Annotated in this window: 12 protein-coding genes; 8 read left to right on the forward strand and 4 right to left on the reverse strand. The window is 39.3% G+C overall.

Annotated features, from left to right (window positions below; translation table 11 throughout):
* The first annotated feature begins 87 nt into the window (after positions 1–87).
* Complete coding sequence (gene serC / locus AL038_RS04695) at positions 88–1,170, forward strand: 3-phosphoserine/phosphohydroxythreonine transaminase (RefSeq protein ID WP_062155353.1); 1,083 nt, start codon at positions 88–90, stop codon at positions 1,168–1,170.
* Between the two features lie 54 nt (positions 1,171–1,224).
* On the opposite strand, the gene AL038_RS04700 is transcribed toward serC, so the two are convergent.
* Positions 1,225–1,659 carry a pilin gene (locus AL038_RS04700; protein ID WP_062149718.1) on the reverse strand — a complete coding sequence of 145 codons (435 nt, stop codon included), beginning with the start codon at positions 1,657–1,659 and terminating at the stop codon, positions 1,225–1,227.
* Between the two features lie 408 nt (positions 1,660–2,067).
* Between AL038_RS04700 and AL038_RS04705 the strand changes: the two genes are divergently transcribed.
* Positions 2,068–3,864: an ABCB family ABC transporter ATP-binding protein/permease gene (locus tag AL038_RS04705; protein WP_062149721.1), complete on the forward strand. Its 1,797-nt coding sequence runs from the start codon at positions 2,068–2,070 to the stop codon at positions 3,862–3,864.
* 124 nt (positions 3,865–3,988) lie between these two features.
* Here the strand turns inward: AL038_RS04705 and AL038_RS04710 are convergent, their stop codons facing one another.
* Both AL038_RS04710 and AL038_RS04715 read right to left on the reverse strand, forming a co-directional pair.
* Positions 3,989–5,686 carry a potassium channel family protein gene (locus AL038_RS04710; protein ID WP_062149724.1) on the reverse strand — a complete coding sequence of 566 codons (1,698 nt, stop codon included), beginning with the start codon at positions 5,684–5,686 and terminating at the stop codon, positions 3,989–3,991.
* Complete coding sequence (locus AL038_RS04715) at positions 5,686–6,069, reverse strand: DUF6394 family protein (protein WP_062149727.1); 384 nt, start codon at positions 6,067–6,069, stop codon at positions 5,686–5,688. Before AL038_RS04715 ends, AL038_RS04710 begins: the two co-directional genes overlap by 1 nt.
* 113 nt (positions 6,070–6,182) lie before the next feature.
* On the opposite strand from AL038_RS04715, the gene AL038_RS04720 reads away from it, so the two are divergent.
* The 6 genes from AL038_RS04720 (at position 6,183) to AL038_RS04745 (ending at position 12,739) form a co-directional block, all read left to right on the forward strand.
* On the forward strand, positions 6,183–6,668 hold the full coding sequence (locus AL038_RS04720; protein ID WP_236839460.1) for a HyaD/HybD family hydrogenase maturation endopeptidase: 486 nt from the start codon (positions 6,183–6,185) through the stop codon (positions 6,666–6,668).
* A 134-nt stretch (positions 6,669–6,802) separates the two neighbouring features.
* The gene (locus tag AL038_RS04725; RefSeq protein WP_062149735.1) at positions 6,803–7,717 is read left to right on the forward strand and encodes an Rpn family recombination-promoting nuclease/putative transposase; all 915 of its coding nucleotides are present in this window, start codon (positions 6,803–6,805) and stop codon (positions 7,715–7,717) included.
* 254 nt (positions 7,718–7,971) lie between these two features.
* A complete protein-coding gene (locus AL038_RS04730) occupies positions 7,972–9,072 on the forward strand; it encodes a hydrogenase small subunit (protein ID WP_062149738.1) in 1,101 nt (366 codons plus the stop codon).
* A 12-nt stretch (positions 9,073–9,084) separates the two neighbouring features.
* Positions 9,085–9,747 carry a hypothetical protein gene (locus tag AL038_RS04735; protein WP_066246095.1) on the forward strand — a complete coding sequence of 221 codons (663 nt, stop codon included), beginning with the start codon at positions 9,085–9,087 and terminating at the stop codon, positions 9,745–9,747.
* Complete coding sequence (locus AL038_RS04740) at positions 9,744–11,021, forward strand: (Fe-S)-binding protein (RefSeq protein WP_062149745.1); 1,278 nt, start codon at positions 9,744–9,746, stop codon at positions 11,019–11,021. Before AL038_RS04735 ends, AL038_RS04740 begins: the two co-directional genes overlap by 4 nt.
* Positions 11,018–12,739 (forward strand): nickel-dependent hydrogenase large subunit, encoded by a 1,722-nt coding sequence (locus tag AL038_RS04745; RefSeq protein WP_062149748.1) that lies wholly within the window; start codon positions 11,018–11,020, stop codon positions 12,737–12,739. The genes AL038_RS04740 and AL038_RS04745 overlap by 4 nt, the downstream gene beginning before the upstream one ends.
* A gap of 81 nt (positions 12,740–12,820) precedes the next feature.
* Here AL038_RS04745 and AL038_RS04750 read toward each other — a convergent pair whose 3' ends face one another.
* Positions 12,821–16,576 carry a hypothetical protein gene (locus AL038_RS04750; protein ID WP_062149751.1) on the reverse strand — a complete coding sequence of 1,252 codons (3,756 nt, stop codon included), beginning with the start codon at positions 16,574–16,576 and terminating at the stop codon, positions 12,821–12,823.
* Positions 16,577–16,666 lie beyond the last annotated feature (90 nt).

A 16,666-nucleotide genomic window follows, 5' to 3' on the forward strand; every position in this document is an offset into this window, starting at 1 on the left:
CTGGTTTTTGTTCACCATTGATATAGCCAAGTAAGGCGGTTTTTCAATAGGATTTCATTCATTTGTTTTTTTAAGGATAGTTTCATGATGTCACGCCCTTATAATTTTAGTGCAGGTCCTGCGATGATACCGATGGCGGTATTAGAACAAGCGCAAGCGGAGTTGTTAGATTGGCGCGGTACGGGCATGTCAGTGATGGAAATGAGCCATCGAGGAAAAGAATTTACCCAAATTGCCGAAGAGGCGGATGCTGATTTACGCGAGTTGCTCGCCATTCCCACAAATTATCGAGTGATGTTTTTACAGGGCGGTGCATCCAGCCAGTTTTCTATGATTCCATTGAATTTATTGTGTGGTAAAACCCAAGCGGATTATTTTAATACGGGCATTTGGTCACAAAAAGCCATTGCAGAAGCAAAACGTTATTGCAGTGTTAATATTGTAACAGATTCAACAGCTAATAAATTTACAACTATTGCTGACCCCACGACATGGTTATTAAATCCTGATGCAGCTTATGTGCATTATGCGGCTAATGAAACCATTAACGGTTTAGAAATGCATACGCCGCCCGATGTTGGCAATGTGCCTTTAATCACAGATATGTCATCGACCATTTTGTCACGTCCGATAGATGTCAGCCGTTTTGCGGCGATTTATGCGGGCGCACAAAAAAATATTGGTCCTGCGGGCTTAACTGTGGTGATTGTGCGAGAGGATTTACTAGGGCAAGCCTTACCCTTTACGCCAACAATGTTTAATTACAAAGTGATGGCGGATGAGAACTCTATGTATAACACCCCGCCTACTTATACATGGTATTTAGCAGGGTTGGTATTTAAATGGTTGAAAGAACAGGGTGGATTGGTAGCGATGGGAAAACAGAACCAGCACAAATCCCAATTATTATATCAAGCAATTGATGGCTCTGATTTCTATAATAATGCGATAGACCATCGTTATCGTTCATGGATGAACATCCCGTTTACTTTAGCAGATGAAGCCTTAGAAAAACCCTTTTTAGCAGCGGCAAAACAGGCAGGCTTATTAGCCTTAGCGGGACATAGAACGGTGGGCGGATTGCGTGCGAGTATTTACAATGCAATGCCCGAGGCTGGGGTATGTGCCTTAATTAGCTTTATGCAGGCTTTTGAAAAAAGTCACGGTTAGAAACACGTTTCCCATGCTGATTAACGCATGGGAGCGGTTTTTTAAGAATAGGTTTTAACGACAATTACTGGGTAAATAATTTCCATCAATCGCCTCAGCGGCAGGGATTCCATCAGTAGTACAATCCCACTCGCTCTGACTGACATTGTAAACATTCCTGAGTTTTTTCCCACCCAATTCTGCACTGCCAGACTTCATTGTTGCTTGGATGTAATAATGCGTATCATCGATGACACCTGTTTCCACATAACTGGTATAAATCCCCATTGTTTTAACCCCTGGTAACATCGATAAAGCAGGCCAAACACTCCATGTTCCATGATATTCCACCAATGGCGTTTTTAACCCCGCCATCAGTTGGATTGCATCGGCCACTTTTGCCCGTGTTGTATAATCTCGATAAATTGGATATGCAATAGAGGCTAATACTCCAATAATGGCAACAACAATCATTAACTCAATAATACTAAAACCTTGTTGCGTTTTCATAATTATCTCCTGAGTCTTACATTAAACGGGTTGACTTTCATGTACTTAATTACAATCCCGCTTCCCATTTACCGCACATATTGTGCCAATGGATATTCCTTGTTATTTTTTTCTTATCTTCTGTTTTATATGTAATTTTATACAGGTTACATAAGGGAAAACCACTAAGCACTTAACTGCAAGACGAGTGTATGCTGGAAATCAACAGTTTTTGTTGAAAAACAACAAGTCTGTTACACAGGCGCACACGACCACCCATGGGTGGCTATATCATCTGCTTAATGATAATTAATTGAAGTTTTTATTTTTTATAGTTTGTAGATAATAGGGTATCGCGCCATAAGATATCCACTTACCTCCACCAGTTTATTTCCTCTTTTTTTACTCTCATGAACCAAAGCAAAACCTATGCAAGTTCCTAATGCTTATCGCCGTACCCACCTTTCTACGACCCAACGCAGTGATAAACAAAATTTACAAGATATGCTCCCTTACCTTTGGGATTATCGTGGACGTGTGTTGTTTGCACTGATTGCCTTATTGTGTGCCAAAATGACTAACGTAGGTGCGCCACTGGTTTTAAAAAATATCGTTGACAATTTGGATAAATCGCAACAGACAATACTGGTTTTACCCGTGTTATTGCTCAGTATTTATGGACTGTTACGCTTATCTAGCGCGTTTTTTAATGAACTACGAGATACCATTTTTGCACGGGTGCGCTATCACACCATGCGCCATTTATCCTGTAAAACCTTGCAACACCTGCATAAACTTTCCTTACGCTTTCATTTAGACCGCCAGACAGGGGCTATTTCTCGTGATATGGAACGTGGTACGCGGAGTATCAGTAACATATTAAACTATATGGTATTTAACATAATACCCACGTTTGCCGAGTTTTTTCTCATCGCGCTTATTTTGTTAATACAATACGAAATCAAGTTTACACTCATCACTTTTGCAACAGTTACCGTTTACATTTTTTTCACGCTTGCAATTACTGAATGGCGGATGGAATTTCGCCATTTGATGAACGCGAAAGAATCAGAAGCAAATTATCAAGCGATTGATAGTCTTGTTAATTATGAAACCGTTAAATATTTTGGTAATGAAGCATTTGAAGTAAAACGCTATGGTGAAACACTTCATGCGTGGGAAGAAGCCGCTGTAAAAAGTCAAACGTCTATGTCTGTACTTAATTTTGGACAATCCGCAATTATTGCCGTTGGTGTGATACTGATTATGTTCTCAGCCAGTCAAAGCGTGGTTGACGGAACAATGAGCTTGGGGGATTTAGTTTTAGTCAATACCTTTTTATTACAACTATTTATTCCACTCAATTTTTTAGGGATTTTATATCGCTCGATTAAATATGCGTTGGTTGACATGGATATGTTATTTCGCCTACTTGAGCAAACCCCAGAAATACAAAATGCACCCGACGCAAAAACACTCCTGATTGAAGATGCAAGCATACACTTTGACAATGTTAGTTTTCACTATCAACCCGACCGACCTATTTTGCACAATATTAGTTTTACTATTCCGCAAGGACATAAAGTTGCTGTTGTCGGTGCGAGTGGTGCGGGAAAATCCACATTAGCACGCTTACTTTTTCGTTTTTACGATGTAACAGGCGGTTCTATTCGTATTAATGGACACGACATCCGCACAGTTAGTATGGCAAGCCTACGAGCAGCGATGGGAATTGTTCCACAAGACACGGTTTTATTTAACGATAGCATCTATTACAACATTGCCTATGCTAACCCACAAGCAGATGAAATAACCGTACAAAACGCGGCTAAAATCGCTAATATTCATGATTTTATCCTGCAACTTCCGCAAGGCTATAATACGCTGGTGGGCGAACGTGGACTAAAGCTATCGGGTGGCGAAAAACAACGGGTTGCGATTGCGCGAGCCGTGTTAAAGCGTCCAAAAATTCTTATTTTTGATGAAGCAACCTCTTCTTTAGATTCAAAATCAGAACAAACTATTCAAAGCGCGTTAATCAATGTCGCCAGTCAGCACACGACTTTAGTCATCGCTCATCGCTTATCAACAATCATAGATGCCAATGAAATTCTAGTGATGGAGCAAGGACATATTATTGAACGTGGAACACACAGTATCTTATTAGAAAATAACAGCGTATATGCCAATTTATGGCGATTACAACAGGAAGAACAGCGGGAATAAACGGTTTAAATAGCAAGAAATTTCTGTGTTTTGTCTCTTTATGCTAGTTATGCTAAAAACGCTAGATGTTTGAAAATCCTGATTCAGGCCATAGAAACACAGCAGATTTAATTTTGAAAGGCATTTATACCCCTTTTTGCCACCAGCGTCCCAGATAACTACGCGATGGAATGTTGCCTGTTAGCAGATAATACAGAACAAAATCATCTTTTAAGTTCCAACTCATCCATTTAACAGCGGATTGTGTTCCACAAAATAGTAAGCGGTCATTGAGTTGCAGAGGTAAATTATCAGTCGGTAACAGCAATGTTTCTGTCTCGCGTTGGCACAAGAGCGCGACCGTCTTAAGACGTTCGCTACGTTCGCGGGGACGACTGATAAGATGTTGCAAGGTTGGTGTGCGTCCTGCCTGAATGGCATTGATGATTGCGGGAGTCGCTTTCGCATTTATAGTGACTTCCCATAAAATGGGCTGTGATGTCGCAACGGTCTGTTGTAGGCGTTCAAGCAGAGCGATTAACCATGTTTCGTCCTCTTGTTCAGCCAGTGTCATAAACAGTTCTAATAACGGCGTTGTCAATAATATCCAGATATAATCCGCAATAATTTTACTGGGTTGCATAACAATGTCGGCATGAGCGGCTTCAAAAATAATCGCGTTATCAGCAAGATTTTGTCGTAACACAATAAATAAATTTGGATTAAGTTCCCGCGCTGTCATCACTATCGATAGGTTATCAACATCGTCATTAGTGCCTGCAACCAGTCCAACGGCTTGTTCAATATTCGCTTCTTTTAATGTGTCGGCTTCAGTACCGCGTCCAATCACATACTCACCTTTCGGTGCGCCCATTTCAGAAGGGGTCGCTTCTACCGTTACCAGTTGAATTGGCTCATCTTTCAACTCTTGATAAACCGCTTTACCGAAGCGACCATAACCGCATAAAACCCAAAGTCCTTGACGGGGAAGTTTTAAATCGGTCATTAAGTTTTTTTGCCATTTACCTGTAAACCATTGTTGTAAAATGTGTAAAGTGGGTGCGTGGAGCGTAGTTTGCAATTGACGGGCAAAAACTTCAAAAGGATTAATCACATAATCAGTGCCAAATGAGGTCATATTTGCTGCAACTTTTTGGTCTTCTACGCGACAAATCACGGTAATTGCTGGGTTTAATAACTTTGCAGTAATCGCAATATGGAGATTAACCAGATTATTATTCGTAATTGCGACCACACCCGCACAATAAGGATGCTTAATCCCTGCTTCTTGCAGATAATAAGGTTTACTAGCATCTGCGCAGAGGTGAGGCACGTAAACGGCGAAATTTTCTAAAGATAACTCATCTAAATGACTTTGCTCCAATTCAATCACGACAGAACGAATCGAGCGCGTTTCTAACGCATGAACAAGTGCCTTGCCTGTATCACCGTAGCCACAAACTAAATAAAACGGTTCGCGTAAACGCCTAATAGTTTTAGAAAAACGGTGTTCTATTAACACACGGCGCAAAGATTCATCTTGTAACAACGAGAGCAATGCACCAATAGCATAGAGCCAGCCGATAACCGTTAAATAAATTACTATCATCGCCCACAAGCGTTGTGCATCAGAAAACGCATAGGGAACTTCGCCAAAGCCTATCGTTGTTGCTGTATAAGAAACAAAATAAAAGGCTTGGTAAAAATTCATATACCATACATTACCATTGCTATCTATTCCCAGCATTAAAGTCATGCCAATCACAGAAACAGCATAAACACTGATTAATACAAGTAACGGCGCGCGCATACGGCGCATAATGAGAAAAATCACATTATTCATTAGCGTGGCAACATCACTGTTTCAATGACCAAGAGTAAAACAGAAATAATATTTGCCAATAACGCACCGCCCGATAAAGAAACAATGCTCGCCATATCCGTAGGGGTCATGGCTATCTGTTGAACATGTACGACCATTGTCCAAACAATCGCAGCCGCAATTAATTGTAAATCAGCGACAAAGCTTGTCGCTAATAAAACCGCGCCCATTTGTGAACGGTCACCAAACTTAAGAACCGTTGCAATAAAATTGACCACAATCGCAAAAGCTAATTCATAAACGTGATGATGCTCAGGATTATCAATGTCGCCAATGAAAAACCCAAAATTAAGCGTGAGGGCAAGAACAATAAAAAATGCAAAAACAACTTTTTCTGGATTCATAACAAACGTGCTGGAGCTGAAGGAAAAAAGAAAGGTAAAATTTTACTGAATGATGTTTATGATAGATATAGTAAAACCGAAAAATCAGAATTTAAATAACCAACGGAGAAAATATGATGCAAACACTAGTGTTAGGTATTGGCAACAGCTTATTATCTGATGAAGGGATAGGTATTCACGTTCTAAATTACTTACAAACCCAAGCAACAAGCGCGTCCGTAGAATACATTGATGGCGGTACACTAAGCTTTAGCCTTGCCCCATTAATTGAAGACGCGCAACAACTCATTGTCATCGATGCCGCACAACTACACGCCCCCGTTGGAACTATTCACTATTTTATCAACGAAGAGATGGAACGATTTTTAAATAAACGCCAAAGCAGTGCGCATGAAGTGAGTTTGATTGATTTATTAACAGTGGCAAGTTTGACAGAACGCTTGCCAAAACGGCGGGCATTAGTGGCAGTACAGCCTAAAAAACTGGACTGGGGAATGATTCCCAGCCCAGAACTTGCTTCAGCTATTCCTCAAATCGCCGCGCTAGTCATTCAGCTCATTGAGGCGTGGAGCATTTCAGAGACTGCACTCGCAGACTAGCATAACTCGTCTATTTATAAATTCACTTAGGTTAAGTTTTTTTCCTTAGAAATTACGCAACTGAGGGATGCAAACATATCAACGATAGGCTTGCTACATCAGCCATAATTTTTAAAAAACATCAGGAAACCACCATGCGCGTGAAAGAAAAATACATCAACCTGTTTACCGATTTTGGATTTAAAAAACTCTTTGGAAACGAGCCAAATAAAGACTTATTAATTGATTTTCTTAACGAGTTACTCAAAAAAGAGACAGGACAAATTATCGATTTAACCTATCTCCCACTTGAACAACTCGGACAAAACATCAACAACCGCAAAGCGATATTTGATATCTACTGCGAAAATGAACACGGTGAAAAATTCATTGTTGAATTACAAAAAGCCAAACAAAACTACTTCAAAGACAGAAGTATTTACTACTCGACCTTTCCTATCCAACAACAAGCAGAAAAAGGTGAATGGAGTTTTAAACTCAAAGCAATTTATACCATCGGTATTTTAGATTTCATTTTTGACGAAGATAAACAAGACGAAGAAGTCTTTCATCATGAAGTACAACTTTTTGACAAAAACACCCAAAAAGTTTTTTATGACAAATTAACGTATATTTACCTAGAAATGCCAAAATTCACCAAAACGGAGGCAGAACTAGAAACACATTTTGACAAATGGTTATACATCATCCGCAATTTAGAAAAGCTCACCAACAGACCACCAAAACTTCAAGAGCGAATTTTTAGCAAACTCTTCGAACAAGCGGAAATAGCAGGTTACACAGACCAAGAATATGCAGAATATGAAGAGAGCCTGAAAGTTTACCGCGATTTAAAAAATGTCATCGATACCGCATTCGACGAGGGTAAGGCTGAAGGCAAAGCGGAAGGTTTAACAGAGGGGATAGAAAAAGGCAAAGCTGAAGGTAAAGTAGAAGGCTTAATGGAAGGCATCCGTCTAACTGCGCGACAACTAAAACAAGAAGGAATTCCCCTAGAGGTCATTGCAAAAGTAACAGGCTTAAGTCTTGAAGAACTTCATCAGTTGTAATTTTTAAAAATCAAAAATCGGTATAAATCAAACCTGCTAGGTTTCGAAAATCTAGCGGGTTTTTTATTTTACCCGTTTGTATTACAAAAATAATCTGCTTATATCTTGAAGAACAATAATATTATTTCTTTCACACATTTCGTATCTTTCATAAATAATAAATTTTTAACAAAAGCTATACTATTTTTCATTAGTATATTATTAAATAATAATTAGCTTCTACGTTAATCTGTTCAAAAAATGAGGAGGAGAAAATGCACAACAAGCTAACGATAGGTGAATCCCTCCGTGCGCAAGGCATGAGTCGACGCAGTTTTTTACAATTCTGTACCGTTGCAACAGGCATGATGGGTTTATCCGCCAGTCTGATTCCACAAGTTGCGCGTGCTTTGGAAAAAGCGCAACGTCCATCGGTTATTTGGCTTTCCTTTCAAGAATGTACGGGCTGTAGTGAATCACTCACGCGCGCCCATTCGCCCAGTGTGGAAAGTCTGATTTTTGATTATATCTCACTCGATTATCACCACACCCTACAAGCCGCCTCAGGCGAAGCAGCAGAACAAGCACGTATCGAGGCAATGAATGCACATAAAGGCGAATATTTATTGGTCGTTGATGGTTCAGTTCCACTTGGCAATATGGGCTATTCCACCATTGCAGGCGAAAGCAATCTGGACATTTTGAAACAGGTCGCAAAAGATGCAAAAGCCATTATTGCTGTCGGCAGTTGTGCCGCTTTTGGCGGTATTCCGCAAGCCAATCCGAACCCGACAGGCGCAGTCGCAGTCGATAAAGTCATTACCGATAAACCCATTATTAATATTTCAGGTTGTCCGCCGATTCCCGTTGTTATCACAGGCGTTATTGCTCATCTCGTCACTTTTGGCACTTTACCCGCTTTAGACTCTTTAAAACGTCCGAAAGCCTTTTTCGGGCAAACCATTCATGACCGTTGCTATCGTCGCCCGTTTTATGACAAAGGCTTGTTTGCCGATACGTTTGATGATGAAGGGGCTAAACAGGGTTGGTGTTTATATAAATTAGGCTGTAAAGGGCCTACGACGTATAACGCTTGCGCCACTTTAAAATGGAATGATGGCGTTAGCTTTCCGATTGAAAGCGGTCACGGCTGTTTAGGCTGTTCTGAGCCAAATTTTTGGGATGCTGGCAGTTTTTATAAAGCGGTTTCTGTTCCAACAGCCTGTTTAAGCAAAACCGTTGCTTATGCCAGCATTGTCGGGGTTGGGGCAGGGATGGCAGCAACTGTTTTAAACCTTAATAAAAAATCACAAGCCGATATGCAACGGGAAGTTGTGACCATTCACGATTTAACCCGCGAAAACGGTAAAAGCTAAACAAGGGGGATAATGATGGACGAAGGCGCGTTATTACTTTGGGCGCGTGGTACAGGTTTCCAGATTGCTTTTTTTATTTTCTGTGTGGGGATTGTACTACGGCTGGTTGAAATTTTACTGTTAGGGCGGAAGCCAAATTATGCGGAAGCGCGAGGCAATCCCGTAGAAGGTGGATTACGCACAATTGTTTCTCGCTCTTGGGTGTATCAAGGCACATTTGCCCGCTCGAAACTCACGATTTTATTAGGCTATGTTTTTCATTTAGGGATTTTTTTTATTTTATTGCTCTTTATTCCACACATTGCCTTTTTTGCGGAAATTCTAGGTTTTTCATGGGCAGGCTTGCCTTCCCCACTCATTGATTTTATCAGTGTTTTAACCTTGCTCGCGTTGCTCGGTGTGTTGATTCATCGCTTACAAGACAAGGTCTTGCGGTTTCTCTCTACCCGCATGGATTATATTGTATGGCTAGTGACCTTTTTACCTGTTTTAACAGGATATTTGGCTTACCATCATCTATTTTTCTCTTATCAATTAATACTCGCTTTACACTTGCTTAGCGTGCAATTGTTAATGATTTTATTCCCATTTACCAAATTAATGCACGCTTTTAGCCTATTTATTGCCCGCTTTTACAACGGCGCGGATGCCGCCCGTAAAGGAGTTGAAGCATGAGCACAGCTACTTTTGAACGCGGTTATAACGCCTTAAAAAACCAAATTGATGCAGCGACAGCGGCTTATTTACAAAGCTGTGTCCATTGTGGCATGTGTGCAGAAGCCTGTTTATTTTATACAGAAACCCAAGACCCAAAATATACGCCAATTTATAAAGTTGAACCGTTGCGTAAAGTCTGGGAGCAAGAATATACCTTACTCGGACGCTTAAAAGTTATATTAGGCATCACAAAAAAGCTCACTGATGCTGAACTCGCCGACTGGCAAGCTCTGGTTTACAACAGTTGCACCCTTTGCGGACGGTGTTCGCTGGTCTGTCCTGTTGGCAATGATATTGTCTCAATGGTGCGCAAAACGCGAGAGGGGATGGTTGCCGCAGGTCACGCGCCCGAGGGCTTAATTGGGGCTTCACAGCGAGCCGTAACGATAGGTAGCCCCATGGGCTTAAAACTCCCCGCGTTACAAGCCCAAGTCAAACATATCGAAAAAGCCACAGGCTTAACGATTCCCTTCGACCAACTCGGTGCGGAATACATGGTATTGCTTTCTTCGATGGAAATTATCAACTTCCCCGAATACTTAGAAGCGATTGCCAAAATTATGAAACATGCAGGCAAAACGTGGACATTAGCCACCGAAGCCTATGAAGCGACTAACAGCGGGATTCAAATTGGCTCATCTGACATTGCAAAACAACTGGTAAGCCGTATCGTTCACGCTGCTGAACAGTTACAAGTGCAAACGGTCATCAGTCCCGAATGTGGTCATGCCTATACTGCCATTCGTTGGGAAGGCGCGAATTTAATGGGCAGACCGTTCCATTTTCGTGTCCGTCACATCCTCGAAGTCCTCGACGACCTCTACGCGCAAGGCAAATTAAAACTGACAGGTATGGAAACTGAACGCATGACGTTTCATGACCCCTGTCAACTCGTGCGCCGTGGCGGCGTGATAGAACAACCGCGTCGACTCATGCACTTAGTCGTTAAAGACTTCGTCGAAATGGAAGATTCGGGGAAAATGAACTGGTGTTGTGGCGGTGGTGGCGGGGTTGGCGCGATAGAAGACGCAGCAGAATTACGCACCAAAGTCTTTAATCGCAAAGTAATCCAATTAAAAAATGCGCACGTCGACAAACTCGTCACTGCCTGCGCTAACTGTCGCACCGTGATGGAAGAAGGCATGGAAGAGTATGAAATGAACATGCCGATTGTCGGTTTAACCGAAATGATAGCCGAGCATTTAGATGAGAGCGCAGGAGAACCCGCATGAACGAACGCCTTGTTGTTGACCCCATTACGCGCATCGAGGGACATTTACGCATAGAAGCCCAAGTCGATGACAATCAAGTGATTCAATCCGCTTACTCATCAGGGACTTCCGTGCGTGGTATAGAAATTATTTTACAAGGGCGCGACCCGCGTGATGCGTGGGCATTTGCGCAACGGATTTGCGGGGTCTGTACCCTCGTGCATGGCATGGCATCAATTCGCGCCGTAGAAAACGCCTTAAATTACCCCATTCCTGCCAACGCCCAATTAATCCGTAACCTAATGATAGGCGCACAATACATACATGACCACGTCATGCACTTCTATCATCTACACGCCCTAGACTGGGTCGATGTCGTCTCAGCCCTACAAGCCGACCCCAAAGCCACCGCCGACCTTGCCCAATCTATCAGCCACTACCCTAAATCCTCAGCAGGCTACTTCAGCGATATGCAGAAAAAGCTCAAAGGTTTTGTCGAAGGCGGACAACTGGGGATTTTTGCCAACGGCTACTGGGGACACCCTGCGTACAAACTACCACCCGAAGCCAATTTAATGGCGGTTTCACACTATTTAGAAGCCCTCGCATGGCAACGCGACGTTGCTAAATTACACGCCATTTTCGGCGGAAAAAATCCCCATCCCAATTTTGTTGTTGGCGGTGTTCCCTGTGCGATTGACTTAAATTCAGATTCCGCACTGAATGCCAAACGCCTCGCTCAAGTGAATGACATCATTCAACAAATGCGGCTTTTTGTCGAACAAGTCTATTTACCCGATACACTCGCCATCGCCAGCTTTTACAAAGACTGGGCGCAACAAGGCGAAGGCTTAGGCAATTTCATGACTTATGGCGATCTCCCTCAAAATGGGCTACAAAATCCAGCTAACAATCTCATTCCTGCGGGCGTAATTCTCAACCGCAATTTACAAGAAATACAACCCGTCGATTTAAATGACCCTGAACAGATTCAAGAGTTTGTCAGTCACGCATGGTACGACTATCAAGGCGGCAAAGACAAAGGCTTACACCCCTATCACGGCGAAACCAAACTACACTACGATGGCCCAACCCCACCGTATAAACAGCTAGATGTCGAAAAAAGCTATTCATGGTTAAAGTCTCCCCGTTGGCGCGGAAAAGCGGTAGAAGTTGGGCCTTTAGCCCGTGTTTTAATGCTCTACGCCACAGGACACGCCCAAACCAAAGAACTGGTTGACAGTAGCTTGCGCCAATTAGACCTCCCGATAAGCGCGTTATACTCCACCCTTGGACGCACTGCCGCGCGTAGTTTAGAAAGTAAAATCGTCGCCGACCAAATGCAAATATGGTACGACAACTTATTAAACAATATCCGTCAAGGCGACACGAAAACCTTTAATGACACCCAATGGCATCCCAACACATGGGCAAACAAAGCCCAAGGCGTTGGTTATATGGAAGCCCCACGTGGCGCATTAGCGCATTGGATAGTGATAGAAGACGGTAAAATTGCTAATTATCAAGCTGTTGTCCCGACTACATGGAACGCAGGCCCACGTGATGCGCAAGGACAAACAGGCGCATACGAAGCGGCTTTACAAGGGCAAAAACTCCATAACCCGCAACAACCAATAGAAATCCTACGCACGATTCACAGCTTTGACCCGTGTATTGCTTGTGCAGTGCATTTAAGCGGTGAGGATGGGGAGGAGATGTTACAGATTAAGGTGGGGTAGGGGAGGAATTAAAGTGAAGGTGCGTTATTATACTAACGCACCTATAAACTACAAAGTAAATAACTCATAGTGTAATAGATATTAATAATCCTCTGTAAAATCCCTCTTTTTCTCGATTTGTATGTCTTTATTGATTTTTTCTATTTTGTTTTCAATAAATTGCTTGTGCTCCAACAAAGCTATAGAGTTGCAAGATGGTAGCAAGGACTCATAAAAGCTCTTTTCCTCTTGCAGTAGTGGTACTTCACTTCCAGACCAACTTTTAGTTAGAAAGAGAGGTGTTAATAAAGCTTCGAAAAGTCTAGCGTTACAGTTAAGTTGTAAGACTTGCTGATAGAATAATAGTTGATGCTTAGAATCAAAAGTAGGGATAACTGAAAACAGAAAATTCATGTAGTCATCATTATTAATTCCTGACCTGATTTCTTCTTCTAAGAATTTTTTTTGATAATCTATTATTTCTTTGCTTGTTTGTGAGTTAGCATCTTGTTTTAAAGTAAAAAAGTATTTGTAACATTGAACAGAGGTATAAGATAGATGTTTCCCCTGTTGATAATGTTCAAAAAGATTAATAGTAATTTCTTTCATAACATCAATGTAATCATTACGTTTCCAGATAAATGAATAATCACGGTTATTTCTCGAAAAAGAATTTGTTGTCAACTGATTCTTTAAGTATTTATCTATAAAAAATTTATCATTATCAATGAATTTAGAAAATGTAATACCCCCATAATCCATGTTTTGATCAATCATATCAACTTTAATATAAATATCCTCAATAAATTCTATATGATCAACAAATAAAGGGATTAACGTTTTATTTATCTCTGTATGCTCATTAAATAGAAGAGATAGTAATAAACCTGCGATAGGTTCTACTTCTAACTTCTTTGATACAGCTTCAGTAATTCTAATAATAAATCCTTTTTCAATAGATTCATATTTTAATAAATAATCGCTAAATACAGTTAGATATTTATATTCTGCTGTTGTATAAAGTGTTATCAAATTATTTAAATCATTAGGTTTGATGTCTTTTTGCGGAAGATGAATATAGTAACATGCAAGCCAGTTGTCTTTTTGTGGTGATTTTATAGTTTGAATTACTTCAAATGTAGTCATTGCGCAATCTGAGCTAACCAATTGATTAACTGATGAGTTTGCATCAATATTAAGAATACCCCAATCAGTCTGTGAAAGTTCCTTTAGTACACAAATATATAAGGAAAAATTACGTTCATAAAGTTCTTCTAAAACAATAGAAAATCCTTGCTTAATTTTATATGGATAGCGTTCCCCTGCCTGATATAGAGCGGTGTCTGAAAACGCCTTTAAAAAGCGTTTGTAATCTTCAATTGTAAAAGCTTGAAAGAACGTAGTTATTTTTTTCTTTTGAGTTATTCTATTACTCTTATATTCTTCCCGTTTAATCACTTCATAGTATTTATAATCATTAGAATTAAATTGTGATAAACCCTCAAAATTGGAATGTGAAATATTTAGTTCTTTTAAAAAATTTAAATAGTTTTGAACAACAACACAATGCCAAAGATTAGATGGGGAGAAGTTTTTCTGAAAAAAAGTCAATACACTATTTTGATCTTCTTCAATGATGTTGTTAGCAGTGGTTTCAATGCGAGATTGTGAGTAACGAAATAGTAAAAGAGAAATATCTTTCTGTAACTCTTCATTTTTATAGAAAAAAAATAAATGACTCCATATCGTGGTTCTCAACTCAATAAGTTTTTTTGTTTTTGGTAAAATAATCGTAAGAAAATTTACTGCATCATCCCTAGTAGGCTTAACAATATTACAATAGGTATTAAGATATTTTTCTGCTAGTACTATAAATAGTCTAAAAAAACAATCATTTTTTCCAGAGTTGCAATATTTTATCACTTCATCGATAACTGTTTGTTGCACAACATAGTTAGGCTTTCCGTTATTGTATTTAAATGAGTAATCATTAGCTAATAAATTAGCAATATGAAATAACTGTTTAGGTTGTTTCTCAATATATTTTAAGAGTAACTCTACAGACATACGGATTTCATTTATGCCTAGATATTGCGACTTATTCAATAGTGAAAGATAGGAGTTCAACTCAAAATAGGAAGTTTTAGTCCCAAGTTCATTAATATCAACTTGTTCATTATCTGTTGGCATCTCATCAATGATCCTCTTGGAAAGAGATAATATTTCCGTAAATTTAAGAAACCAAAAAACATCTAAAAGTTGAAAAGGTGTATCTGGAGCATCTTGTTGTAAAGATTTATAAGTTGAATCTACCGCTGATGACATTGTTTTTTTGCTATTTTCAAAATCAAAGTTATTCAATATTGGATTAATAGTTTCAATTAAACGTTGTTTAAACCTTGGAAAAAATGGACGACTTAAAAGCACTGAAAAATTAAGTACTTTCTCTTTAAAGAAAACAAGATAAAGAATGTAAGTAGCAAGGATTTGATCTGAAATCTTTACAACATCGTTTTCAAACAAATCAACAAGTTCTAACTTATGAAGTTGCCTAGCAATTTCTCGAAAATCTTCAGTCGAAATATTGACCAACGATTTAATCAATGTCATTAATTCTGTATCAGATTGATCGATGCTTCTAAAAAACGAAATGACTCCGATGACTTTTAGTACATTTTCATTCTTCAAATTGTCTAAATCATTTTTTATTGAGGAATAATACTTATCATATAATTCAGTAGTATCTGTGAATTCAAAGGTAGGATTATTTTTGGCAACTATAGTAGCCATCATTGCCATACGTGGGTTTCCATAAGAAATGTTCACGATTTTTTCTAAGTGAACGTAATCAGTTATATTAGATTCAGCCTTTATAAGCTCTTTGATTTCATTATTTTCTAGTGAGCTTAACTTGATGACATCAGCAACTTCAAAGTTATCACAAATCTTTTGCACTTTTTCGAGTGCGTAATCTCGAACAGTCACCAAAATTTTAAAGTTTTGATCAGTGCGCTTAGTTTGAAATAATTGAGTGAGATATTGAAATCCACTGATACGGTTGGCATCATCAACAAAGATAAGATAATCACCCGCTTCAGCAAAATAACACCGAGTATCTTCAAAAAAATCAACACCTCTATTAAAAATACAATACGCTTTATAAGAACTATTTATGGCTATAAAGTTTCTGAAACCCTCAATAGCCAAGCGAGTTTTACCAACACCTGCTTGTCCTGAAATAACAACCAGATTATTTTCAAGTAACGATTTTAAAAGTCTATCTTTTTCAAATTCTCTAAAATGAAAAGATGTCTTCAGTGTCGTTGCTAACCTAGCTTTTTCATACAAAGAAATGAAATCATCAAGTGCTATGATTTGCCCTGTATCAACTTCAATATTAAGATGGTCTTTTACAAGGCTTGGGTAATAGTGCCTAAGTTTAAAAGCAATTTCATGTATGTCATAGCTCTTTAACTTCACATTAACCTTTTGGCATTTTTGAGATAGCTTTTCTATTTCTTCTGGTGATAACTGGGATGTATAACATAAAATAATTTTTTCAATTTTATCAGTGGTTATGCCCGTCTTTAACTTATTAAGACATTTATCTATATCGTCACTAAACTTATTAAATATATCGTTTTCTTTAGTCGTATATTCGACAAACACATATTTCCCATTATCTAATGGAATTAGTGTATCTGGCGTTCCTATGCGGGTTTTATTACTTCCAATAACAGAACCAATAGAATTAATTTGCGAATAACCTTTTTTAAATAAAAAATCATCCATTAGTTTCTGAAATGCGCCACCTTCCAATTCTGAAATTGCATTTTGGATTTGGTTTATTTTTGGCATAATACTTTATCCATAAAGGAGATACAGAGGAAATAACTATATAAGTTTTTATTTTGCCCAAACATTCAGCAATTGTAAATGTCGTCCCAT

Source organism: Beggiatoa leptomitoformis (assembly GCF_001305575.3).
In the GTDB taxonomy this organism is placed as follows: domain Bacteria; phylum Pseudomonadota; class Gammaproteobacteria; order Beggiatoales; family Beggiatoaceae; genus Beggiatoa; species Beggiatoa leptomitoformis.